The organism is Spiroplasma endosymbiont of Polydrusus pterygomalis (assembly GCF_964030825.1).
In the GTDB taxonomy this organism is placed as follows: domain Bacteria; phylum Bacillota_I; class Bacilli_A; order Mycoplasmatales; family VBWQ01; genus Spiroplasma_E.
In genome coordinates this window covers 114,467-139,777 of the sequence record NZ_OZ034964.1, presented here as the reverse complement: position 1 = coordinate 139,777, position 25,311 = coordinate 114,467, and the positions used below count along the sequence as shown (strand labels likewise).

At 22.8% G+C, this 25,311-nt stretch carries 28 protein-coding genes; 1 reads left to right on the top strand and 27 read right to left on the bottom strand.

Annotation, left to right across the window (positions count from 1 at the left end):
* The 17 genes from ACQH25_RS00680 to ACQH25_RS00600 all read right to left on the bottom strand — a co-directional run bounded on the left by ACQH25_RS00680 (position 1) and on the right by ACQH25_RS00600 (position 15,002).
* Positions 1 to 1,698 carry a hypothetical protein gene (locus ACQH25_RS00680; RefSeq protein WP_425380802.1) on the bottom strand — a complete coding sequence of 566 codons (1,698 nt, stop codon included), beginning with the start codon at positions 1,696 to 1,698 and terminating at the stop codon, positions 1 to 3.
* Between the two features lie 14 nt (positions 1,699 to 1,712).
* Positions 1,713 to 2,894, bottom strand: coding sequence for a hypothetical protein (locus ACQH25_RS00675; protein WP_425381002.1), 1,182 nt, complete (start codon positions 2,892 to 2,894; stop codon positions 1,713 to 1,715).
* A gap of 18 nt (positions 2,895 to 2,912) precedes the next feature.
* Positions 2,913 to 3,290 (bottom strand): hypothetical protein, encoded by a 378-nt coding sequence (locus ACQH25_RS00670; protein WP_425380725.1) that lies wholly within the window; start codon positions 3,288 to 3,290, stop codon positions 2,913 to 2,915.
* A 13-nt stretch (positions 3,291 to 3,303) separates the two neighbouring features.
* Positions 3,304 to 3,498 carry a hypothetical protein gene (locus tag ACQH25_RS00665; protein WP_425380726.1) on the bottom strand — a complete coding sequence of 65 codons (195 nt, stop codon included), beginning with the start codon at positions 3,496 to 3,498 and terminating at the stop codon, positions 3,304 to 3,306.
* 17 nt (positions 3,499 to 3,515) lie between these two features.
* Positions 3,516 to 4,331 (bottom strand): hypothetical protein, encoded by an 816-nt coding sequence (locus tag ACQH25_RS00660; protein WP_425381239.1) that lies wholly within the window; start codon positions 4,329 to 4,331, stop codon positions 3,516 to 3,518.
* Between the two features lie 63 nt (positions 4,332 to 4,394).
* Positions 4,395 to 4,580: a hypothetical protein gene (locus ACQH25_RS00655; RefSeq protein ID WP_425381240.1), complete on the bottom strand. Its 186-nt coding sequence runs from the start codon at positions 4,578 to 4,580 to the stop codon at positions 4,395 to 4,397.
* The gene (locus ACQH25_RS00650) at positions 4,580 to 4,834 is read right to left on the bottom strand and encodes a hypothetical protein (RefSeq protein WP_425380729.1); all 255 of its coding nucleotides are present in this window, start codon (positions 4,832 to 4,834) and stop codon (positions 4,580 to 4,582) included. The genes ACQH25_RS00655 and ACQH25_RS00650 overlap by 1 nt, the downstream gene beginning before the upstream one ends.
* 229 nt (positions 4,835 to 5,063) lie before the next feature.
* Positions 5,064 to 5,357: a hypothetical protein gene (locus ACQH25_RS00645; protein ID WP_425380730.1), complete on the bottom strand. Its 294-nt coding sequence runs from the start codon at positions 5,355 to 5,357 to the stop codon at positions 5,064 to 5,066.
* Positions 5,347 to 5,784 (bottom strand): hypothetical protein, encoded by a 438-nt coding sequence (locus tag ACQH25_RS00640; protein ID WP_425380731.1) that lies wholly within the window; start codon positions 5,782 to 5,784, stop codon positions 5,347 to 5,349. Before ACQH25_RS00640 ends, ACQH25_RS00645 begins: the two co-directional genes overlap by 11 nt.
* 193 nt (positions 5,785 to 5,977) lie before the next feature.
* Positions 5,978 to 6,139 carry a hypothetical protein gene (locus ACQH25_RS00635; protein WP_425380732.1) on the bottom strand — a complete coding sequence of 54 codons (162 nt, stop codon included), beginning with the start codon at positions 6,137 to 6,139 and terminating at the stop codon, positions 5,978 to 5,980.
* Positions 6,140 to 6,835: 696 nt separating this feature from the next.
* Positions 6,836 to 7,933 carry a redox-regulated ATPase YchF gene (ychF, locus tag ACQH25_RS00630; protein WP_425381373.1) on the bottom strand — a complete coding sequence of 366 codons (1,098 nt, stop codon included), beginning with the start codon at positions 7,931 to 7,933 and terminating at the stop codon, positions 6,836 to 6,838.
* Between the two features lie 82 nt (positions 7,934 to 8,015).
* Positions 8,016 to 10,940, bottom strand: a complete 2,925-nt coding sequence (locus tag ACQH25_RS00625; protein WP_425381372.1) for a hypothetical protein — start codon at positions 10,938 to 10,940, stop codon at positions 8,016 to 8,018.
* 197 nt (positions 10,941 to 11,137) lie between these two features.
* Positions 11,138 to 12,175 carry a hypothetical protein gene (locus ACQH25_RS00620; protein WP_425381371.1) on the bottom strand — a complete coding sequence of 346 codons (1,038 nt, stop codon included), beginning with the start codon at positions 12,173 to 12,175 and terminating at the stop codon, positions 11,138 to 11,140.
* A gap of 1,458 nt (positions 12,176 to 13,633) precedes the next feature.
* Complete coding sequence (locus tag ACQH25_RS00615) at positions 13,634 to 13,981, bottom strand: hypothetical protein (RefSeq protein WP_425381370.1); 348 nt, start codon at positions 13,979 to 13,981, stop codon at positions 13,634 to 13,636.
* Positions 13,963 to 14,208, bottom strand: a complete 246-nt coding sequence (locus ACQH25_RS00610; RefSeq protein ID WP_425381369.1) for a hypothetical protein — start codon at positions 14,206 to 14,208, stop codon at positions 13,963 to 13,965. Before ACQH25_RS00610 ends, ACQH25_RS00615 begins: the two co-directional genes overlap by 19 nt.
* 387 nt (positions 14,209 to 14,595) lie before the next feature.
* On the bottom strand, positions 14,596 to 14,769 hold the full coding sequence (locus ACQH25_RS00605; RefSeq protein WP_425381368.1) for a hypothetical protein: 174 nt from the start codon (positions 14,767 to 14,769) through the stop codon (positions 14,596 to 14,598).
* Positions 14,760 to 15,002: a hypothetical protein gene (locus ACQH25_RS00600; RefSeq protein WP_425381367.1), complete on the bottom strand. Its 243-nt coding sequence runs from the start codon at positions 15,000 to 15,002 to the stop codon at positions 14,760 to 14,762. Before ACQH25_RS00600 ends, ACQH25_RS00605 begins: the two co-directional genes overlap by 10 nt.
* A 124-nt stretch (positions 15,003 to 15,126) precedes the next feature.
* Between ACQH25_RS00600 and ACQH25_RS00595 the strand changes: the two genes are divergently transcribed.
* Complete coding sequence (locus tag ACQH25_RS00595) at positions 15,127 to 15,267, top strand: hypothetical protein (RefSeq protein WP_425381366.1); 141 nt, start codon at positions 15,127 to 15,129, stop codon at positions 15,265 to 15,267.
* A gap of 64 nt (positions 15,268 to 15,331) precedes the next feature.
* Here the strand turns inward: ACQH25_RS00595 and ACQH25_RS00590 are convergent, their stop codons facing one another.
* From ACQH25_RS00590 to ACQH25_RS00545, 10 genes are all read right to left on the bottom strand, one after another.
* The gene (locus tag ACQH25_RS00590) at positions 15,332 to 16,219 is read right to left on the bottom strand and encodes a ParB/RepB/Spo0J family partition protein (RefSeq protein WP_425381365.1); all 888 of its coding nucleotides are present in this window, start codon (positions 16,217 to 16,219) and stop codon (positions 15,332 to 15,334) included.
* Positions 16,212 to 16,976, bottom strand: coding sequence for a ParA family protein (locus tag ACQH25_RS00585; RefSeq protein ID WP_425381364.1), 765 nt, complete (start codon positions 16,974 to 16,976; stop codon positions 16,212 to 16,214). Before ACQH25_RS00585 ends, ACQH25_RS00590 begins: the two co-directional genes overlap by 8 nt.
* 77 nt (positions 16,977 to 17,053) lie before the next feature.
* Positions 17,054 to 17,749 (bottom strand): 16S rRNA (guanine(527)-N(7))-methyltransferase RsmG, encoded by a 696-nt coding sequence (gene rsmG, locus ACQH25_RS00580; RefSeq protein ID WP_425381363.1) that lies wholly within the window; start codon positions 17,747 to 17,749, stop codon positions 17,054 to 17,056.
* A gap of 489 nt (positions 17,750 to 18,238) precedes the next feature.
* Positions 18,239 to 18,535, bottom strand: coding sequence for a hypothetical protein (locus tag ACQH25_RS00575; RefSeq protein ID WP_425381362.1), 297 nt, complete (start codon positions 18,533 to 18,535; stop codon positions 18,239 to 18,241).
* Between the two features lie 126 nt (positions 18,536 to 18,661).
* Positions 18,662 to 19,576 carry an ABC transporter permease subunit gene (locus ACQH25_RS00570; protein ID WP_425381361.1) on the bottom strand — a complete coding sequence of 305 codons (915 nt, stop codon included), beginning with the start codon at positions 19,574 to 19,576 and terminating at the stop codon, positions 18,662 to 18,664.
* A 2-nt stretch (positions 19,577 to 19,578) separates the two neighbouring features.
* On the bottom strand, positions 19,579 to 20,802 hold the full coding sequence (locus tag ACQH25_RS00565) for an ABC transporter permease (protein ID WP_425381360.1): 1,224 nt from the start codon (positions 20,800 to 20,802) through the stop codon (positions 19,579 to 19,581).
* A 3-nt stretch (positions 20,803 to 20,805) separates the two neighbouring features.
* Positions 20,806 to 22,500, bottom strand: coding sequence for an ATP-binding cassette domain-containing protein (locus ACQH25_RS00560; RefSeq protein ID WP_425381359.1), 1,695 nt, complete (start codon positions 22,498 to 22,500; stop codon positions 20,806 to 20,808).
* Positions 22,501 to 22,515: 15 nt separating this feature from the next.
* Positions 22,516 to 23,622, bottom strand: a complete 1,107-nt coding sequence (locus ACQH25_RS00555; RefSeq protein WP_425381358.1) for a hypothetical protein — start codon at positions 23,620 to 23,622, stop codon at positions 22,516 to 22,518.
* Between the two features lie 430 nt (positions 23,623 to 24,052).
* On the bottom strand, positions 24,053 to 24,763 hold the full coding sequence (locus tag ACQH25_RS00550; protein ID WP_425381357.1) for a hypothetical protein: 711 nt from the start codon (positions 24,761 to 24,763) through the stop codon (positions 24,053 to 24,055).
* 115 nt (positions 24,764 to 24,878) lie between these two features.
* Positions 24,879 to 25,085 (bottom strand): hypothetical protein, encoded by a 207-nt coding sequence (locus tag ACQH25_RS00545; RefSeq protein WP_425381356.1) that lies wholly within the window; start codon positions 25,083 to 25,085, stop codon positions 24,879 to 24,881.
* Between the last annotated feature and the right edge of the window lie 226 nt (positions 25,086 to 25,311).

The window sequence follows — 25,311 nt, the reverse complement described above, 5'->3', positions numbered from 1 at the left end:
TTATCATTCCTTAAAAAATGCTTTTTTATAATGCTTAGTTTTTGTTTTAGTTTTCCTATGCACTATATGAATAACTTCTTTTTGTAATTTCTTTTTACCTTTTGCTACAACTTGACTATATACAAATTTTTCTAAATGATGTAATAATCCTGTACCAAATAATGTATTAACTGAAAATTTTAAACCAACACTTTTAAATGATTTATTAATATTTTCAATAGGATTATTAATAACATTAACTACTTTATGGTAAGTTCTTACTATTCTAAATATTTCTCTATAAACTTTAAAACTATCTCTAATTACTTGTTGAACAACTGGTGGAGCAAATGCAATTGCTTTTAATCATTTATTACGACTAACTCCATAACCAATGTATCAACCACTATATCAGCGATATCAATGGAATGGATGTATTTGAGTGATAAAAGTTTCTGCTTTAAGAATACTATCAATAACTATAATTGGTTTATATTTAGGATTACGATGATAAATAGTAATTGCACATTTACTTAATGATAAAGGTTGAATTTTGCAACCCATAAATACAGGTGAATTTAATGGGATTAATTGTGCATGTTTAATTGCTTTCTTTTCTGCACTAGTAAATAAATCTGTTGCTTTTTCTTTTAATTTATTAATTTTTTCAAATACTTGTTTTTCTAACTTTTCAAATTTTTCTTGTAATTTATATATACTTTCTCGTAATTTTTCAAAATATGGAGTATCTTTTCAAAATTTATTTAAACCTTTTTTTAAATAAAATCTAATATCAAAATACTTAAAAATTTTATTTGCTTTTAAAACAACCTTATGAATTGAACTCTTTTTAAAATTAAATTTAATAGCATTAGCACGAATTTTTTGTAAATCTAAAATTAAAGATTTACCATATCTATTATCTGTATGTATTGTATGAACTAAATTTAATCAATCATGTTGATTCATTTTTAATACTTCTTTTAAATCAGTATTATATTTTTTAAAAAAATTATTTGCTTTTTCAATATCTTTAATTTTAAACTTTGGAGTTAATTGTGGACTTAATTTTATTAATGTATTTTGTAATAATAAATAATCTTTTAACTCTTGTACTTCTAATTTTTGAAAATTATTTTTATATTGTCTTTCAGCAACATAACCTAAATTTTGGATTATTGTCTCACGATTAGGAGCAAAACTATAATTAAATAAATAACGTTTATTACCAATAATTTTATCTGTTAAAATTTCTTTACCACTTACTTGACTAATAATTTCTTGTAAGTTTTTTGCTTCTTTAATACCAATTTGTTCTAATGTTTTAGTTTTTTGTGCTAATTTAATAAATTTAGTTGTACGATAACCACGACTAATTTTATTAAGTCCAGCAAATGCAGGTAAGATATTAAAAAAAGTATTTAATGGTGTTACATTTCCTTTTAAATAATCATAAACTTGATTAATAGTAAAATCAGTTAAAAACTCTACACCAACAGCACTAATACTAGCAAGTAAATCACTTGCACCTAATCCAAGTGCTATACTTTCACTTAATCCACCAGTAAAAGGAGCAAGTGCTACTGCTATTACTTGTACACCAATCATTTCTAAAATTTCTCATCAAAAACTTTTATTTTCTTGTTGTTTACTTATTCTAGTATGTTTTGGTTTATTGATATTTAAAAGTATTGCTGTACTAGTTGTACCAATTGGCATGATATTAATTTCCTTTATTTAAGAGTTATTTTAATTGGATTTGTTGACCCTTTATAATTTATATCATTAACATTGGCAGTAATAGTTATATACAAGTCACCTACTTTTTGTTTTTGATTACTTACATTAGTTTTTCCTTGGACATCACTAAAATATTTAATATTTGGATTTATTAAATTTGGATTTAATGATTTAAGTTCATTAGTACTTTTTATTTCTGTATCTAATTCATTATTATTTTTATTAACATTTGCAGTAATATTTGTTGTTAAACTTGTAATTTTAGTTTTTAAATCAATTTTATCAGTATTAATAATTCCACATAACATTCAACGTGAAGTTTTTTCTTCATCTGTTATATAAGGTATTGCTTCACCAGTTAATTCTCCACCAACTAAATATCTTCTTCCAACTTTACCATCATTTATGTCTTGTACATATACAACTGTATTTTGTAACATATATCTTTTCATTGCTCTTGGTGTTGCTAAGACAAAAGACATAATTTTAGTTTCATTATTATCAGTAAAAGTCATATAGTCATCCATTACAATTTGACATAATACACCTTTGATATATAAATTTGTTCCATTTAATCTTAATTGTTGTGCTATTTGATTATCAGTAATTAAACCTTTATTATCAGCTAAATAAACTAAACTATCATATAAATTATTAGTAATAAAAAATTGACAATTATTACTATTTCTTAATTGAAATAAAGTATTTCAAGCAGATAACATTGATTTTAAATAGCCTACTGGTGTTGTATCAGTAATATCTAATCTAGTTGCATATTTTGCAATTACAGTTGTATCATTATTTGCTAAATAATCTGCTAAATCATTTGCTACTTCATATTGCATTGTATTTAATAAATTTTGTCCATTTTCAGCGTTTAAATCAACATTAGCAATTATTTCACCTGCAACTGCTTCTTGTTTAATTTCTTTTAAAATTTTAATAGTTTCAGCATAACTAACATCTAATCCTTTACTTTTATCATTTCATTTTAATACTTTAATTTCTGAATTTTTTGGTTTTTTAACTATAAATTCAATTTTTGTAGAATTAACCATTTCAATAGGAAAAAAACTTGCTCATGGTGAATTTGATTGTTTATAAAATTCTATAAACTCTGGTGCTTCTACTAATTTTTCGGTATTATCTAAATTTTGATTGAATGGTACTGACATTTTTTCATTTCCTTTCTGTTATAAATTATTTTTCTTTTTATAATCCAATAAAGTACTTTTTATTGAACTTGGTTGATTTGTTATTATTGTTTGTTGTTTACCACCTGTATTTATTATTTCTTTAAATACTGGTTGTTCTTTAATCATTTTTTTAATAGCTTCTTCTATTTTTGAATTTTCTATATTATTAGTTTTAAATTTTAAATAATCATAAAATTCACTTTTAACTTGATATTTTTTAAATATATTAATTATTTCTTTTTCCTTAATTTCGTTATTTAATTTATTTAACTTATTTTCTGCTTCATTAACTTTATTTTCTATTTCTTGTGAAGAATCATTATTTTTAATTAAAGGTTCAGTTGCTTGTTGAACATTATTTTCATTTTCTAACATTTACAGTACCCCATTATTTAATTTCTTTATTAATTTTTTCATTAAGTTTTGCTAATTTTTTTTGATGTTTTATAATTTTATTATTTGCTCTAACATGTTTTGGAGTTGTAATAAATCTTTTTAATAAAACAATAATTTCTCGACAAATTAATATACCTGTACTTATTCCAATTGTTTCAAGTGCTTTTAAAAATTCTTGCATTTCCATATTTTCCTTTCATTTTTTTATAAAGTAAGATTACTATTACTACGTTGTAAAGCATTATTAGCTGTATCATCTCAATCTAATGAAACATTAGAATTATGACTGCCATATTGACTACTTGTTTCACTATTAATAGTAAATCTATCATCATTAATTAATCTTGTTGTTTCATTTGTAAAGGAAGTTTCTTGCATTTCTATACTATGATTTGTTTCCATAGGTAATAAATTATGAATAATTTCACTTATTCCTGCAATAATAGTAGGTATTGCATAAGCATTATTAAAATCATTATTAATCCCCATCGCAACACCACTACTAATTAAACAACCACCAGTTGCCATATTTGCTATTTTTTGTATCATTGCAAATTTATTAGGTATTAACTCAGTTAAACCATTAATAACATTGGCGATACCATAAGCATTTAATGAAATATAAGTATCTCAATCAATTAATGACTGATTTTCTTGTTTATCTAATAATAATCATGGCGGTCCTTCCGTAGTAGTTGGAATTGGTGTTGTTGGAATAATAGGATTAATATTATTTTCAGTTCATTTACTATAATTTGCTAAACCCATTGTTCCTAATCCTAATAATATTTTTTTACTACTATTAATTAATTTAGTTTTAGTAGTTGGTTTTTGGTTCAAGTTTCAGATATCTAAACCTAATTTTTTACCAAATAATAAAGAATTAATACTTCCTAATATTGGATTTGCTATTACTTGCCCATAATATGCACTTGTACCAATCATTGCACAAATAGGACTAATTCCCGTTCTTATTAATTTAGTTAAAGTATAATTTGATTGATTTTCTATATTTGGCATTTTAATCTCCTTTAATTTTCTAATTTTTTAATTGTTACTTTAATTCAACCTTGATAAACATCATTATCACCAACTATTAATGCAACATCACTTTCGGGGGTCAGAAACAATGATGTGTTTTGATTTAACATTTGGATATTGTCTTAAAATAATTGCTCTAATATCATTACTTGTATGAATTGCTTTGGGAAATGGTGATAATATTTCAATTTCATCTTTATCACCAAATAAAGTAGGTAATATAATCATTAATGAAATTCTCCATTTTCTATAAACTCAATTACTTTATAATAAGCAGTAAGTTTACCTGCTTCTTTTAATGAATCACATAAACAAATACTAATTTGTTTATTTAACCAAATAATTAATTTTTCATTATATTTATTGATTACTTTTTGTTTAAACTCTTCTCTTATTTTTTTTATATTATTCAAATGTTCTTCTGTTATCTCTTTATTACGTTTTTTATTATATTCATTAATAATTTTTTGGTCTTTATTCATTATCAAACTCACCACTTCTTATTTTTTGAACTAAAATATCTAATAATAAGTCTATTTATGTATTCTCATATTCTTTTTGTGATTTTTTAATATAGTTAATTAATTTTTCTTTATTCATTATTATTCTCCTTATTTTTAGTTAAATTATTAACTATTTTTTCTAAACATTTCAAACATCAATTTTTACTTAATCAAATTCTTTTATTACAATATTTACATTTCTTCATTTTTACTCTTTTCATTTTTTAAATCATTTAACATTAATTGAACAAAATGCACGATTTTTAGGAATATTTAAAGTATTAAAGATTTGACCACTTACTATAATTTCATCATTTTTGTTTAATAAAATACATCGTTTATAAAATTTTGGGTTATTAAAAATTAAAGTAACATAGTTTAATCCATTTCATTGTCCACGAACACTATAATATAATTCTTTATTACCTTTTTCATAATGTTTTGCTTCAATAGTGTTACTCAGTTTTACTGTTAATTTCACATAATTTGATTTATCTTTCATTTTTAAAATTCCTTAAACAATATTGAATATGTTTATATGCATCTTCTTCATGTTTTGTTAATTTTATATTTCCTTTATAATTTTCTATTTTGTTTTTATTTTTTGGATGGTTTTCTAAATAATCTCAATTCATAACATCTTGTACTAACACCATTAATGCACCAATAATTTTAGGAGTTGCTAATGGATTAGTTAATAATTGTTTTGCACTTAAAAAGAAATTTTCTACAATAACTAATATTTTTTTATTATTAAACTCTTGTTTAATCGTTAAAAAGTATTCTTTAAACAAATTTTTACTTTCTAAAACAGTTTCTGCTTTAAATGTTTCATTAAAAATAATATTATTAGTTTCATTTGAATATATAATAATTCCATTACTACCTATTCCTGCTGGGTCAATACCAATAATTAATTCATATTGCATTATTTTTTATATCCCCTACTTAATCTAATATTTAAAATACAGTCATAACAAATTGCTTTACCGTTTTTATCTCTTAAAAAATATTTTCTTGTTTTAATATCATTAGTATTAAAAAATAGATAATCTAATTTATATTGTTTACATGTTCAACAAAAATATTTTTTCATTATGAATTAAAATATTCTTAGTAATATTATTTTCATACAGTAAATGCAGCAATTAAAAGAGCAACAGTTATCATTAAAACTATTGTAGATATTACAACAATAGTAGTTAAAGCAAATTTATTATTATAAATTTTATCAATAAATTTTTCTTTCTTTATTTCATGAGTTTTAATATTTTTTGTTTTCATAATTAATTTTATCCTTTAAATATGCCCTGTTTGCTTTTAGCATAAATGGCATATATTTTTGTTTTTTTATTTATTAATACTATTAATATTATTTTTCTTAGAAAAATGGGCTCAAAAATAAATTTAAAAAAAAATAAAAAATAAAACCAACACTCGCTCACTAGGGGAGTGGCAAGGTTGGTTAAATAAAAAATAGAATTAATATAATAGGTCCCTACAACAGGTCTATATATACTAATTACTAATTCGCTCTCACCCCAAGAATTACCATTTAATGGTTAGTATAATTTATTAGGTATCACTCCACTTTTTATTTATCCATGCAAGTCCACATGTTTTAGCTACTATTTTTAACAACTGTGGTGTAGTTCACTGTTTTAGTTCCCTAACACGTGTTGATAATAGTGTTAAAGAAGGTTATTAATTATTAACTTTCTCCTACTTGGTCACTGCGTGTAGTAGATATTTAAAGCGTGTTAATAATAAAAATTTTAAAATTTTACAATTACAAAAAAAGACAAGATTTTTATTCTCGTCTTTTGTCATTTATTTTAATTTAAGGATTTAAAAAGGAAAGGAGATATTTACACAAAAATATTAGTTATAGACATCTTCGCTAAGCTCCCCTTTTTAATATACTTTCAAGTTAATTATAACAAAAGTATCATCTTTTTATAATTAATATTATCTTAAAAACTAAACGTTAAAAAGGAAATGACAAATATCACCATCTTTAACTATATAATTCTTACCTTCAACTCTTATTTTTCCTTTTTCTTGAACGTTTTTTTCACTACCCAATAATTCAATATCTTGATAATTATAAACTTTAACCCTAATAAAACCTTTCATAAAATCACTATGAATAATACCTGCACATTCTGGTGCTTTCATGCCCTTAATAAAAGTTCAAGCATGAACTTCTTTTGGCCCGACAGTAAAATAAGTACCTAAATTTAATAGTTTATAAGTTGCTAATACAATTTGATCAATTCCTGACTCAAAAATATTTAACTCTTTAAACATCTCTGTTTTTTCTTTTGCATCTAATTCAGAAAGTTCACATTCTATCTTAGCACATACCACAAGCACAGTAATATTTCTTTTATTCATATATGCTTGTAACTGTTCAACATATTTATTAGTTTTAGTTGCTAAATCTTGTTCATTAATATTAGCAATAATAATTATTGGTTTAGCAGTTAAAAAATTATAAGGTTTAATTATTAATAATTGTTCTGAAGTTAACTTTTGATTACGAATAGCAATACCTTTATTTAAATCAGCACTAATTTTTTCTAATAAAGCAACTTCAGCAATCATTTTTTTATCCCTAGTTATTTGTGATTTTTTACGAACTTTTTCTTGCCGTTTATTTATTACTTCTTGATCAGCTAATATTAATTCCAACTCAATAATTTCAAAATCATTAACTGGATCAATTTTGTTTTCAACATGACTAACATTAATATCATCAAAACAACGAATAACTTCGCATATTGCATCAACAGTTCTAATATTAGCAAGAAATTGATTACCTAAACCTTCACCTTTACTAGCACCTTTAACAAGTCCTGCAATATCATGTAACTCTAAAATAGTTGGGACAACTTTTTGAGGATTAAATATTTTTATTAAATTTAAAATTCTTGTATCATTGACGGCAACGCTACCAATATTTGGTTTTATCGTAGCAAAAGGATAATTTTCAATTAATACTTGTGAATTAGTAATGGCTTTAAATAACGTTGATTTACCAACATTAGGTAAACCAACAATACCAGCAGTTAACATATAATACACCTGTTTCTTTATCATTTATATGATTACATCGTATCATATAAATGATAAAGAAAAATATAAAATTAATTATCAATTAAGAAAATTTTAATTTTGCAGGTAATTTTGATAGTAATGATTTATTATCTAGTAAACTATTACATTCATTGAAAAGAACACTTGTAGTTTCTTCAAATTGATCAGCACAACAATTTTTAAAAGGACTATTATCAACAAATTCTTCTTTATCAAAAGGATTTGTACTAACTAGTTCAGGAGTACTTTGGCCAGAACAAATACCACTATCACTAGAAGGGGTTCTACTAATACGATAATTAAATTCTTGACAAGATAACTCGGTACTATTTTGTAAATCACTATAATTTATAAGATTATTACTATCAAATTCTCTTAATATTTTATCAATATTATCATTAGAATAATCATTTTCTTCAGATTCAGAAGAAAGCAAACTTATCGCACTATCATTACTACTTTGACGTGATAACCTAATATCATTTTTATATTTAGGTTCTTTTTTAATTATTCATTGATCTCAAGGTTCAGATGTTGGTAGTATTAATCAATTATTTTTTTCTTGTAAAGAGATGTTTATTGCATTTGGTAAACTAACATTTGAATCTACCTTAATTAAATTTTCAAAATCTTTTTTATTATCTGCTTTAAGTGTGCTAATAGCTATTTTTGTTTTGGTTCATGTTCAAGATATTTTATTTATTATTTTTTGTCATCAACTAAGTTTTTTAAATTTTATTTTTGATATTTCTACTAAATTTTTTTTACAGTATTCGATATCAATAGTTTGAATATCACTTAAAAATTCTGTTTTATACTGATCAAAATTATCATAACCAGTAGCTATTTTTAAATTATTTTTAATAATTTGATAATTTTGATCTCAATACAAACATTTTTCTATATCTGAAAATGTAACTTCGCTAACTTTTTGATAATATTCAATAAAAGTTAGATATTCTCTATAAAAGAATGAATTTTCTATTTTTTTGTTACATAACTCAGAAATTTTATTATTAATAAAAGTTACTTTTTTAACAAGTTGTTTGATATCTGATTTTAATTGCGCTAGTATTTGTTGATTTTGGAGTTGAACTTTTAAATTTGTATGATTACTTAATGTTTCTCATTCTTCTTTTTTAGTTTGTAAAAGTTTAATAATACCATTCCGTAAATCATTTAAATTCTTAATTGCAGTGTTCATCTCTTCATTAATATTCGATACTGCTGCTGTTATTTTTTCAATTTCTTTTTTTATTGATGCTAATCTATTTTTTGCAATTGAACTATCTCTAAGAATTCTAAAATTGATAGTAGCTGCTTGAGTTTTATAATTACCTAAAAACTTTGAATCATAAATAATATCAAATATAACACCTAATTCATTTACATTTTCATTTAAATTTTTAATTTTCTCTTTGCAATTTTTAGTAAAATCAAATTTTAAAATATCATCAATAATAAATTTTTTTAAATTTTCTACTTTTAATTTCTCATTTAATGCTAGTTTTAACTTTTCATCTAATGCTACTTTTAATTCCTCATCTTCTGCTGCTTTTAATTTATCATATTGTGTTATTTCTTCATCAATAATCTTTAATAACTTTTCTTTAATTTTTTGTACATTAATTTCTCATTCTCAATCATTGAAAGAATTTTGATTTTTAACTTTTACAAAATTTAAAATTGGATTATTAATTTTATTTAATTTTTCCAACAATAATTTTACATATTCTGGTATTGTTTTATCTTTTCAAGTTAGATAATCATTTATCAATAACTGTAATTTCAAGATTTCTTGTTGATTTGGAAATGTAATTTCTTCTTGAGTTAAAGCAAAATTAAATGTTCTACAATTATTAATAGTAATGTCTCTTATTTTATATTCTAATTGCTTTTTTGAATTCAAATATTGAAAGATAACAGTAAAATCATTTTTATTTTTTGTTAAAACTTTAAATGAAACTGCTTGATTTTCATTAATACCATTAATATTTAAGATACTATCAACTATAATAATATCATCAACTTTTCACTTATCTGTTTTTATTCTTTCTTCATTTAATTTCTTTTTTACTCTTTGTTTTGAAATTTGAAATGCATCAGATAATTCTTTTTGAAAACCCTGTGCTAATTGTTGATTTATTTTTAATTTCTTTATTACATTAGTAAATTTTTCTTCTGTTTTGTTTTTATAATCGTTATTAATAACGTCATTTTGTAATATTTGTTCCTCTAATAAAAAATGTTCTTCTAAGGCAAAATTAACTAAAATTTCTTGCTTCTCATTAGGAAAATAAATATTAATTAATTCATTAATCAATGTAGTAAAATCATATGATTTTCAAAAATTAACTCTTAAATCTTTTAAACGCTGTTCATATCTTTTAAACTCTTCACTATTTTTTACAAACTTTGATAATTTCATTTCTAAATCATTATCTTCTGAGACAAATGATGAAAAAGGTCCTTCATACTTTGAAAATTTTAATAAAGAAAGATAAACTTTTGCCATATTTTCTTCATTAATAGTATTATTTTTTGCTAAAAGTTTATTGAATTCTATTTTTTTAAACTCATCTAAAAAATCTAATAATTTTGCAATAATATAAACTCCTTTATTCTGAAATTCAATTGGTAATAACTTATATATTTCAACAAAGTCAGAAAAATTGTTATTTAATAAATTATCAATTTCAACAAAGGAATCAATAGCATGAAAATTGTTACCTTCATTTTTACTGTTTACATAATAGTCAACATATTTTTCAATTGTTGGAAATGAAAAACGTGAAAATAAATTATGCACCTGACAAAAAACATAACTTGCTATTAAATATTGTTTACTTTTTATAAATAAACTCTTTTGCAAATAACTTAACATTTGCAAATTATTAACTAATTTCATATTTATAAATAAATCATTAAGTATTTTTTGTTTATTTTTTTCATTTTCAATTAAAAGTTTTTCATTTTTTTTAGTCATATTATCTAAATTTTCTTTGTCTTTTTCAATACCTGCTAAACGTTTTATTTCAGATAATCCTTTTTTATTTTTTCAATTATCAATATTTTCTTTTCATTGTTGCTGTGCCTGTGGTAAAGTATGAACTACGCTGTCATATTCATCAACTAACTCAATAAATTTTTTTATTTTGTTATCTATTTCATTAATTACTGAATCTAATTTAGGAAAAAAATTGCTACCTTTTCTCTGTCTTGTGCAGTCATTAAACTTGCATACTTATTCATTGAAAACATTGAAAAACCACCAGAAAATAAATTAAATAATAAACTTACTTTACTTTTAACTTTAGATTTAATTTGAAATTCAGAAGAAATAAAATTTCAACTTCCTTCATTATCATTAATCTTATATTGAAGATTTAATTTTACTGTTGAAATACCTGTTTCGTTATTAGTTTCAATAACTTTTAATTGAGTTTTAAATTTAGCTAATTCTTCTTTAGAAAAATTACAACCAGTTTCAATATTTAATTTATGTAATAATTCATCTTGCGAAATTACATCATTAATTTCTAAAATAGCCTTATCTTCTAATTCTTGATAATAAACAAAAAGTTCTATCGCCTCAGGTAATTGCTTGATTGCTTCTATAAATAAATTTATTTTTCCTGGCATTGTTAATAATTTAGTAGTACCAAATGTTGAAGAAACTCCAATTCTTTCTGATGCTTGTGCAATAAGAGAAATGTTTTCAGTCATTGGTAATGTTGCTATATTATTTTCTAATAAAATTCTTGAAACTTTCTCTTTTAAAAAAAAGAAATTTAAATCTTCAAAATTATAAGCAACTCCGCTAGACACATAAAAATTACTTCTTTGAAAACAAACTTTACAAGAAAAAGCACCATCATATTTTCTTAAACTACCTTCTGCATTTAATAAATAAATTTCTTCTACATCAAGGAAACGAGGTGTTTTAATTCCAAATCAAGTTTTACTTTTCCAATTAGTACAATTGTTAGTACGTTGCTGTGATGCTTGATAATTAACACGAGGGTCATACTTAATATCCAATTCTTCTGCAGTAAAAGCAGGAATTAATACTTTTTCTCCTGCTAATGTTTCACCAAATACTACAAATCTTGTACCTTGCGAACTATTCTCTGTTTTAAAAATTAATGTTTTTTTATTATCAAAAAAAAGTTTTAATTGTTGACCTTTTACTATGTTATTAAAATTAAATGTATTTGTCATTATTTCCTTCCTTATTTCTTTTTTAATTAAGTTTAATATTACTATCATAATTTTATTATTGTTATTCAAATATTTAAAACAAAAAATACCAACTTGATTTTTAAATCAAGTTGGTACGTTATAACCTTTTAAAATAAATAATATTAAAAGAAATTAACTTTTAATAATTATAATTATACATATTTTTTTTAAAAAAACAACTAAAATAATTTTACTGTCATTATTTAGTGATAATTTCCTATTAGTCATCAAGTAATAATTTGTAACTGTTAAGTTAAATATACTTGATGATAAAGTTGGAAAGAAGTATGACTATGAATGAAAATATAAATACAAAATTATAAATGACATTAACATTAATAAATTATCTAAACATCAAGTTAAGAATAAACTTAACCTAACTATTAGAAGAATTAACCAATTAATTCAAATTTTTAATAATAGAAGATAAAATTGGTTTTATTCATAAATTTCAAAATAAAATTTCTAATAAGGCAACAAATTTTGAAATCAAAATTAAAATTATCAACTTATATAAAACCAAATATTAAAATTTTAATTTTCAATATTTCCATGAGAAATTAATAAAGAAAAAATTAAAATTTCATATAGCACGCTTTATACTCTATATTAATTAAAGATATCAAATTTTAACTAAATATGGCATACCACAAACATTTTATACTGATAATAGAACAGTTTTTAGACATAAGAAAAATTATCGATGCTGGTAAAATAAACACAGAAAATGACACTTATACTCAATTCCAAAGTGTTGTAATGATTTATTTGGGTGTTGAAATAATTAGCACTTCAATTCCACGAGCTACGGTCAAATTGAACGCTTATTTGAAACACATCAAAGTTGATTAATTAGTAAACTAAGACTTAATAAAATTAAAACTTTAGAAAAAGCTAATCAATTTTTTTAAAACATACATAAGTATTTTTAATAAGCAATTTGTACTGCCTATTGATGATAATAAGTCTACTATGGTGTTAAAACTCCTACACAAAAAGAAATAAATATTTATCTTTCAAAATTTTCTAAAAGAAAAACAGACAGTAGTTCAACAATAACATATTATGGTAAAAAGTATTTTCCTTATAAAAATAACAAAGTTCAATATATAAAACCTAAAATTGATGTAATCGTACTTAAATCATTTACTAATGAGTTATATCTTAGTGACAATAATCAAATATATGAACTAACAGAAATACAACTAAAACCAATCATCAAAGACAATGTAATAAAAAATAAAAAAGTTTATATACCAAATAAAGATCATCCTTGAAGCTATGGATATCAATAATTCCCAATTCCAATTATATAATTATTATATTTTTTGAATAAAAACCATATAAAATTTTAAAGCGTTTGTATATGAACAAATTTAGTGACTTAAAATTGATTTAAAAATATATGCCGAGATTGCAATTATAATATCTTGTTTTTTAAATTTTTGGTAAGATTGATTTATATCAACTTGTTGCAGGTTGTGAATTTTGAAAATCGTTTCAATTTATTTCGTTTTTAAAATATTCTAAAGCATCTATTCCTTGTTCTATACTATTTTTCATTATTTTTTCATTAATATTTTTTAAATATTTTTGTTTTCAATTTTCATATTCTCTTTTTTTATTATTAGATTTAAAATTATTATTAATAATTTGTTGTTTTTGTTTTTGATTTGAATGTTTAATAAATAAATTATAATTATTAATTATTTTTTCTCTTAAATCTAAATCGAAATATCAAAAATCTAAAGTTCAATGAATATGACTTATATATTTTGTCAGCATTTTCTTTCAATAATATAATTAAGTTCTTCAAAATCAAAATTTAAAATATTTGTATTTAACTCATCTTTTAAAACAGTAAGAAAATGTATATCTTGAATTAATTTTTTTTCATAATTAATACTCTCTTTCAATAAAGTTTTATAAGTTGCTAATGCAATAATATTTTTTTGCCAATCATCATTTACAATATTTTTTAATTGATTATTACTTATGATTAATTTATCCATAAATTTCTCCCTTCAAAATAAAAAAACGTAATTACTTTAAACATAAAATAATTATTAAAACTAATATTAAATTTACATAAATTAATTGTAAAAAAATTAAAAAATATTTACTAAAAAATAAATTATTTTGGGAAATTTTCACTCGATATTGACACTAAAATAATTTTACACTTACTATTTTAATTTAATGATAATTAGTTTTTTAATTATTTATATCAAAATTATTATAATAACATAACAGCAGTACTTGACTTCACCAATTTGGAATTTGATAAACTATTATCTAATATATACCACTATCAATTAAATTTTGTTTAGAAAATGTTTTTTCAAAATTAGAAATAGATATCTTTTTTTCTTGATTTAAACTATTACTTTCTGTGATCATTATTTTACTTTCATTTTCAATATCTTCTTCATATCAATATATTCTCAGTTATCAATAACAAAATAATATGGAAGAAGATCATCTAATAATCTATTAATACTATCTAAATTATCTGCATCTTTAAGTAAATTAGCAACCGTAATAATTTTTGGAATTTCATCACTTATCTTCATTTTTTTTCCTTAAATAATTCAGTTAAAATTTCTACATTTTCTTCAAAACTTTCAGATTTTTGTAATGATATATTAATTTTTTCACTAAATGCTTTAGTTAAAGTTAACATATCTTCATTAGAATTTTTTTTCTTGTTAAATAAAAAAATAATTCTTTTATGAAATAAAAATATTGAAGGAATTTCATCTTTATACTTTTTATGAATAATAGATTTAAATAAATTTTTTGGCATAATTATTTCCCTTTCAATTTTTAAAATAAATTATAATATTAAAGAAAATAACAAAAAATTTTTTAAAAATAGTATATAATATAAGCAAGATTTAAAGACTAAATATCACTTTTGGGAGGAAACTATGAAAAAAAATGTTTTGAATTATCCTCATGATATATCAAAAAAATTATTAATGTTATTAGGCATAAGTAAAATTATTATTGGTTTATCTATTTTACTTTTTATTATCGCCCACTCAATTGCTTATCCTACTATTAATTAAATAATTTCCTCTTATATACTATTATAAAATAATAAAATAATGAGTATCGATACTTATTTTAAATTTATATTAATTTTAAAAATTCTAAAATTCGATTTAATTCTTTATGATTACGATAACTAATAATTAATTGTTTTTTACTTACTTTTACTTTAGTATCTAACGTTCTTGATAAAGTATTTTCTAATGCTGCTAAATGTAAATCCGATTTTTTATTACTTTTTTGTTTGTGCTGTAAACTTAGTTGTTGCATCTTAATAACATCTTCAACTTTACGCACGCTTCATTGTTCACGATATGCTCTTTTGGCAATAGTTACTATCAAATTAAGATTAGTACCCAAACCTAATAATGGTTTAACATGTCCCATTGTTAATTCATTGCGTTGTAACATTTGCAAAACTTCTATTGGTAATTGTAAAATACGTAAAGTGTTAGTAATATGACTACGTGATTTATTAACTTTTTGTGAAAGTTGCTCTTGCGTTCATTTCATTTTACTAATTAAAGTTTGATATGCTTGTGCTTCTTCAAAAGCATTTAGATCAACACGTTGAATATTTTCAATCAAGGCAAACTCCATTAATTGCTGATCGGTTACATCAATAGTTATTGCCGGTATTTCTGTTAAACCTGCTAACTTTGCTGCTTTCATTCTACGTTCGCCAGCAATTAATTGAAAAACACCATCTGTTATTGTTTTCTTAACAATAATTGGTTGAATTAAACCATGAGTTTTAATTGATTCACTTAATTCTTTAATTTCTTGCTCATTAAATATCATTCGTGGTTGATAAGGATTAGCAATAATTTTAGTAAGCAAAATAGTTTGCGCAAAGGTTTTAGTCATCTCTGGTGAACTTTCAATGTTAGTTATTAAATCATTTAATCCCTCACCAAAAATTGATGCTAAACCTTTAGTAGAAAGACGATTTTTTTTATCATTAGCCATGATTTAACACCTCATTCACTAAATTTTGATAAGCAATGGCACCACTACAACGTGGTCGATAACTAAAAATATTTTTACCATAACTTGGTGCTTCGCTTAATGTTACATTTCTTGGAATATAATTTTTATAAACTTTTTCTCTAAAATTTTTTTGAATTTCTTTCATAACTTCAATAGAAGAAGTTGTTCTAATATTAACCATTGTTAATAAAATGCCTTCAATTTCTAAATTAGGATTAAATAATTGTTGTACTAAACGAATCGTTGATAATAATTGCACTAGGCCACCAAGCGCATAAAATTCAGCTTGTAAAGGAATAATAACAGAATTAGCTGAAGCTAAAGCATTACGATTAACTAATCCTAAACTAGGAGGACAATCAATAATGATAAAATCATATATATCCTTTACTGGTTGTAATTTTTCTAATAAAATATTTCTTTGATTACGAGATTGTTCTAATAAAAATATTTCAGCTCCTGCTAAAGAAATTGTTGATGGTAATAAGTCAACACCTTGATAAACTTCACTCTTAATTACCTTTTCTACTGCAACATCATGTACTAAAACATCATAGATATCTTGTTCAACTTTATCAGCAGCAAACCCCATTGAAATAGTAGCACTACCTTGTGGATCTAAATCAATAAGTAATACCTTTTTATTTTTGATACCTAAGCCTGCAGCAAGATTAGTAGCAGTAGTTGTTTTACCAACACCACCCTTTTGATTAGCAATTGCGATAATTTTGCCCATAATAATTACCTCTCTAAATTAATAGACTAACATTTTATCCTATTATTAAGTTTAACACTAATTTTACTTAAAATTATTTATAAATGTTTACTTTTAATTTGGTGATATGGTCTTGGATATTTTAAAGCACATAATTTATATTTTTGAAAATGGACAATTGTCCGTTGACCATAATTATTAGGTAATTGAAAAGTAAATTGATTAATTAATTTGCCACCCATAGTAGTAATACTATTTTGTGCTAAATTAAGTTCTGCTGCAACTTTAAGTCCTTTATAAGCAATAAATAAACCACCAACTTTAACTAAAGTTAAACATAATTCACTTAAAATATTTAATGGTGCTAATGCTCTTGCTGTTACAATATCAAATGTTTCACGATATTGATGAGCAAATGTTTCTACTCTTTCATTAACTAAATAAACATTTTCTAAATGTAATTCGTTAATTACTAACTTTAAAAACTGACATTTTTTTGTATTAGTTTCAACAATAGTTAGTTGTAGTTGTGGAAAACAAATTTTTAAAATTATTCCAGGAATACCTGCACCACTACCAACATCACAAAGATTTTGATTTGTTAAAATAACATTATTGCTTACTAAAAGTGCATCATAAAAATGTTTATAATAAACATCATTTTCTTCAGTGATAGTTGTTAAATTATATTTTTTATTTTCGCTAATTAAAATTTGATAATATTGTTTTAATTGTTGTTCCATTATTGGCGTTAAAGTTAAATTAGTTAAACCAAAAACTCAATTTTTATTCATTATTTGCTCCTAAAATAATTATTTAAAATATTTTTATAATAATTGATTCTCAATATAATATTAATATTAAATAACTACATAAAATTAAAAGATATTCTTTTTTTACAATATTTTTATTATATGTTTGAAATTTTACCATATAACTAAAAATTAAATTGATATTATTACTTTAATTTTAAAATAATTACTATCTTTTAAAATTAACGATACCTATTTCACTTCTCTTTCTGCTTTAAATTATTATCTAATGCAGTTAAATTAAGCAGAATTAATATATCACTGTCATATCAACTCTACTTGATTATAATCAATAATATTAGTATATAAAATTAAAAAATTAAAGATAACAATAAAAAATGCCATAAAGAAAAATAATGTCTGTTAAGGACACAAATTTTCTCTATGACAATAACGAGGAATTTACAAGTATTTTTTAAAAAAACTAAATATTATAATTTTGTATAAAATAAAGTTACTTCACCTTCATAATTATTTTTTCCAACAATTATAGTCTGTACTTCCTTTTTTAAATCCAAAATCATTTTCCATTAAAAACTTAGTAGTATTAGGATTTTTATTTTTAATAGCAATCAAAAGCTCACTTCTAGTTGGGACTAATATATCTGTAAATCTTATTGTTCCTAAATCTTTCTCTAATATAATAGTATCTAATTCAATTTTTTTTGAAGGAAAAATTGGATCTTCTGCTTTATGACAAGCAACAACGTTTATACTTGTTATGCCACATAATGTTATAATTGCTAAAAAACTTAGTATTTTTCTCATATCTTAAATACCTCCTAATTTTTATATAATTTATTTTAAACTATTTTTAAATAAAATAAATTTTTATAGCATTTTCCAATGCAAAATTTGCTTATTATTTATGTTATATTTTAAATTAGTTAAATATTATTGTCACCTGCGACCAGCTTTAATATAAGGTTGTGCTCAACTTTTTACCAACTCAGTATTAGGATGAAAAATCATTAATGCTAATAATGCTATTAAATATGGTAACATTCCTCATAATCAACTAGGAATGTTGTTACTAATAACAATAAATGTTTGTGAAGCATTAACATATTGGTATATAAAAGAAAACGTAAAACAAATAATAGATGTTAAAAAAAATCGACTATGTGCCATCATTCATAAAACAATTGCTAAAAATCCAATTCCAGAAAAATTATTAGTACTAATAAAACTGCTAGGAAGAATATAAACAAATAAAGCACCAGAAAAACAAGCTAAAGAACTAGAAAATAATGAAATATAAAAACGAGAACGACGAACATGAATATAGTTTAAGGCTACTGCTGTTGGATTTTCACCAATTCCTCTAATATATAATCCAAGTTTTGTTAAAAATAAAATAGCTGCAAAAATATAAATTGCTAATAAAGTTAATAAAATAGCAAGTCAAGAAAATTGTGGAATATAAATACTTGATAATGAGTAATGAAGTTGTCCCATAACCATTAGCGGCAAAACTATCGCCAATCCATAACCAAAATAATTAATAACCATTGAAACTAAAAACTGATCTGACCTAAATAATAAAGTTGCTAAACTATGAATTAAACCAAAAATAATGCCAACAATAATTGTCACAACAAATGCTAAAAACACAACTCAATCACCAAGATTGCTCTTTAATTGCGAAATAATTATGCAGTAAAAAGTAGCACCAGTGCACATAATCCCATCAAAACCAAAATTAACAACTCCCGCTCTAGTATTTAAAATTCCACCTGTGCATAAAAGTAACAATGGACAAGCAAATAATAATGTATTAACTAAAATTGTTGAAAATGAAAGCATCATAATTATTCTTTTTCCCTTTTCTTTTTAATCATTTTATTTTTAGAATTAATCATTTTATCTTTTTTTATTAATTTTGAAGATTTTAAGTCAACATTAACTATTTTAATTTTTTGTTGATTGGTTACCTGTTGTTGTTTTTTTGATGACAGTTTCTTTTTTAATTTTACTACATATTCTTTAATAACAATAGAATGGGTCAAATAATGTCAAATGAAAGGATAAATACCAATAATATAAACAGTTATTGATAATATTATTATTGCAATTTCTGGATTTTTTAAATAAATAAAAGCATTACTTTCAATAGGACTAACAAATAAACTGATAAAAAATGATGAAAATAAAATAATTACTGGTGTATATTGTGCTAAGGCAGCTACCACTATTCCATAAAATCCCTCTTGCATTGGAGCAGAAAGTGAAGGTAAAGTATTATTAATTCCTAAAAAATAAAGATAACCAGCAATTCCTGCTATTGCCGCTGAAATTGGAAAAATTATTAAAAACTGATATTGAGGATTTAATCTAGCATATTTAGCAGCAACTGGATTTTTTGCAATTGCATTTAATTTAAAACCAATAGTACGATTATTAAAAATAATGATCGCAATTAACAATACAATAATAGCAATGATAATCGCAGCTGAAAATAAATTACTAATACTAAAAGGACCACTAATTAATGAAAAACGTAAATTAGTAATTGATGTTGGAATTTTTAAATGTTGATAAACACTGTTGGCAATTAAACCTTTATACCCTTCTCAAGCAATAAAATTAAATAAAAGAGTACTAATAATCTCATGAATCCTAAAATAAGTTTTTAAAATGGCAATGACTAATCCAACTAAAGCACCAACTAAAATCGCAATTAACAAAAGAAAAGGCGTAATTCATTGACTATGACCACCACTTTTATAAATGGCAACGGCAACAATATATGTTATCATGGCACTAAATAACATTTGCCCACTAACACCAAAATTATAAATATGATATTTAAAAGTGACAGCTACTGCTAAACCTGTTAATAATAAAACACTACACGTTTCAATTAAATTACTAAAACTTACTAAATTAGTTAATGGGCTAATAAAAACTGTATACCAAAATGATAATGGATTAACTTGCATACATAACATTATTAAACTAACAAATAATAAAGTTATTACTAATAATAAAATACCTACTAATCAAAAAATTCATTTTTTCATATTTTCCATCATTTTTTAACCCCACCTTGACCTAATATTTTCCATTTTTTTATTAATTCAATTATTAATTTTTATAAATGGTTTTTTAAGAAAATTAATTGTTTTCATTATTTTTTCTTTTTTAACACTTCACTTTGTCTGGGGTAATTGATACATTTTATCCGTTTTAATAATTATTTCATTAGTAAGTGGATAATCATGTCACAATGCTGGATTATTCATTACTGCAACTTTAACATTTTTATTTTCTAATTTGCAAACAAATTGTTTATGATAAATAACTGCTACTCGTTGACATAACAATTGTAGTAAATATGGATCAGTATCAATAATTAAAATACTTGATCCATTCTCTCGTAAATTAATTAATTTTTTAATAATTAATAATGAAGAATTTTCATCTAAATCAGAAAATGGATTTGATAAAATTAATAATTGTGGTTTTTCTTCAATGCTTCTTGCTAAAACAAATTTCTGAATTTCACCTTTTGATAATTTATTAATTTTAATAAAAATATCATTATCATTAAATATTTGATATTCTTTAATAATTTCGCGTACTTTTTTATTAACAATTGCTGTTTTTACAACACCAGATTTTGTTACATATTTTTTTTTATTGTAATGTCAAAAAGTAAAATTTTCAAACAAAGTTGCATCAAAAATTATTTCATTATTAATATACTTTCCTGATACTCAATCAATTCCTAAATTACTAATTTCTTGTGGATTAAAATAAGTTACTTCCTGTTCTTTAAAAAAGATACGACCATTTTGTGTTTTGATAATACGCACGATACTCTCCAGTAAAACTTCGCTATAAAAATTTTCATAATCATAAATCCCATATATTTCACCAGGACAAATCGCAAATTCAATATTATGAAAATTCGAAATATTAGGTTTATTTAAAGCAAGATTATCAATATAAAGCATTGGCACTGTCGTTATAGCTTTTGGTTTTTTATAATTAAAAATCTTACTTCAATAATCAGGAGCAAATAATTTAGTATTTGTTGCTAACTTCATCGTTTTTGTTTTAGTAATATTTAGGTTTTCAATTCAAGATACTCTATTAGTTACCATTTTCGCAAATTCTTCATCTCTAGTTGTAAATAATACTGTCATTTCTTCATTACGAAAAGTTTTAAAAATCATTCAAAATTCTATTTTTTGACTATCAGATAAACCAACAGTTGGTTCATCTAATAATAATATTTTAGGTTCTTTGAATAAGGCACGAAGCAAAGATAACTTTTTCAATTCTTCAATTGCCAATGTTGATACTTTCTTGTTTAAATTAAGTTTAATTTTATACTTATCCATTAATTTATTAATTTTAAATTCAGCTTCTTTTCAATTAGGAAAAATTTTAGCAATCGTTGGTTCATTACCAAGAACAATATTTTGTTTAACAGTAAGATTGTCTAGAAAAAAATCATCTTGTCCAGCGTAAGCCATTTTAAAATAAAGCATTTCACTAGGATCACGAGGAAAAAGACATCCTTTTTTAAAACTCTTAATAATTATCTTTCCCCTAGAAGGTTGTTCAAAACCAGCAAGCATTCTAATTAATGTTGACTTACCAATACTATTTTTACCAACAATAGCATGAATTTCGCGTGTTATTTCTAAATTAATATTTTCAAAGATAACATGTGAACCATAATATTTACTGATTTTTTGTAATTTCAATATCGCTTTTTGCATAATTATATCTCCATACTAATTAGTAAAATCAATAGTATTAATGCCATAAGTTTGAACACTACTTTCTGGAGCAGTATCAGGTTTAATTTTGAGATTAGGATCAATTTCTTTTTTTTCTGTTTCATCAAAGATTTCTAAACCAGTACTAAAACCAAAAACTAAATAATTATTATTATCATAAACATAATCATCTTTACTAATAACATTACAACCAATAAAACTAATAGTTTTACTATAAGTGGGACGTGAAGATATTAAACGAGCAGTATAAGCAATAATATTGTTATATCAATAATTAGTATTAATAATAAAATTAACACCATGCATTTCATATAACGATTGAGCAATTTGTGCAACATCAGTTACACTATCAGCGCTATAAATATTACTTGTTACAAAATTATCATGTGGGTTAGCAAAAATAATTTGATACCTAATTTTTGTATCATTAACATTATTAATTTCTTCAACAAACTGATTCAAAATAGTTTGATCATAATTAATACCGATATTATTAATAATTCCAATTCTAACAACTGATTTTCCACTAGCATCAACATCAAAATTATATTTTTTATCTTTTATTCCCATTTTAACATTATCAACAAAGTGATCGGCAATGCGATTACCATAATTGAAAGGAGCACTACTAATATTATCACTATTATATCTAATATCATAGATATTACTATTACGTTTAATAGTATCAGCAATAATATTATTAAAAAAATAAAATTTAACATATTGAAATTGTTGTAATACGCGAATTAAATTATTAGTAGCATAACTAGTAGTTTTACTAGTATGTGGCATATATTTTTGAAAAGCAGGATTTAAAATAAAAACTTTCTTAATATTATATGTTGATAGAAAATTTCTCAATGCGATTGCGTAATAATTATCATCTTGTGAATTAAATCATGGCACGACATGCTCTTTACCATAAATATTTTGTAATTTTTGATAAACAAGTCGATCATAAGTATTTTTATTTTGTGCTTGATGATAACTTGTTATGAGCAAAACTGTTGGTTGTAAATCTCAAGCACAAGCATAAATACTACTAGAAATAGTAGTTACCGTTGGTAAAATTATAGTAAATAATAAAAAACGTCGAAACATAGAAACCACCTAGCACTATCCTTATTTATAATTATACAAGAAATATTGATTTAATATAAAAGAATCAATTAATTTTATAATAAATTGATTGATTCTTTATCAAATAAATTTTTATTCTTATAATTTTATTGTTAATAATAATTTTATAATCAATCATACTAGTACTTATGTTAGAATAATTAAATAATAAATAAAGGGCAGGAGTTAGATATGAAAAAATTTAATTTTACAAAATTGCCTGATAGTAAGTCTACATACGGAAAAAAATATTGAACAACGATTAAAAATACAAAAAATAATGATTTTCTAATAGAAACCTAAAAAGATTAGTAGATAAATAGTAATTAAAATGGCATCAAAATAGATGATATTTTTTATAATCAAAAGATAAAATTACTATATATGTTATTATATTTTTAATTTTTAATTGTTATAAATTAATTATTGTTGAACTTTTACTTGTTGATGGTTGATTATAAAAATCATAATTATGAATTTCTGTTTCAATATCAACAAAATTAGAACTTTGAGTTGTATTAACATTTAAAAACTCACCTTTATTATTAATTTCATCTTGAAATTGTTGTTCATCATTTTTTTTATTTTCCACTTTAAATGTTTGATGAATTTTAACTAAACCATTAGCTAATCAATTAGTTTCTGTAATATTTTCAGAAATTAAAAATTGACTACCATCTTCAGTTATGATAGTAACTTCTTGCAAAATTTTGCTAATATCATTATTACTTATTAAACTATTTTCATTTTCTTCATTATTGCTACTTATTAAATTAAGAAAATAATCACCAATGTTAATTCCATACCTAAGTCCTAACATAATTCCTAATAAGAAACATGCTCCGTTAATCCTATTAATATTTTCGATATCAACAGCAATGTTATTTTTTATTGCTCAACATAGTGAACCAAGATATAATCCAATTGTTGAAAATGACAATATTGATAATGTTGTTGCACCACAACAAAAAACATCTTTTCGTGTTGGTCCCAAATTTAAAATAGATTCTCTTGTTGGCATAAATTTAAAAATAAAATTCTGTCAATAATTAATATAAGTTACATTTTTTTGTAATAAAGGTGTTATTTCATTTGTTGATTGTTCTATTGAACTATTTATCATTTTTACTACTCCTCTTTTTTGATATTGATTATCTGATTTTTATTTAATTTTAATTTTATTTATAAAATTTTCAAATCTTTTGATGTTCACTTAAAACATTAATAGCAAGATTTTATTAAAACATTGCATTTACTATTATTTCTTTTTGGTAATCATTATTTTCTAATTGTAATTGTCATGCTTCACTATTTTGATATCAAATTTTATTATTGTATTTTCACTGTTTTTCTTTATTAAGTTTACATCTTTTTTTATTATATTCTTGTTTTCTTGCTTTGACATCTGATCTTTGATTATATTCTTGTCTTTTTATTTTACTCATACATATTACTCTCCCTCCCTTCAATTAATATCCTATTTTCTTCTTTAATTTTAACCCCAATAAAATTATTTTTGATTTTAATTTTATATATAATTTATAATATTTAATATTTTTTCACTATTTTATTATCTTCAATTTTAATACGATTCTCTTTTTTCTTCATTGATAATTAAAATAGTCTTATTTTTATCTTTTTACTTTAGTTTACAAAGTAAAAATTATAAAC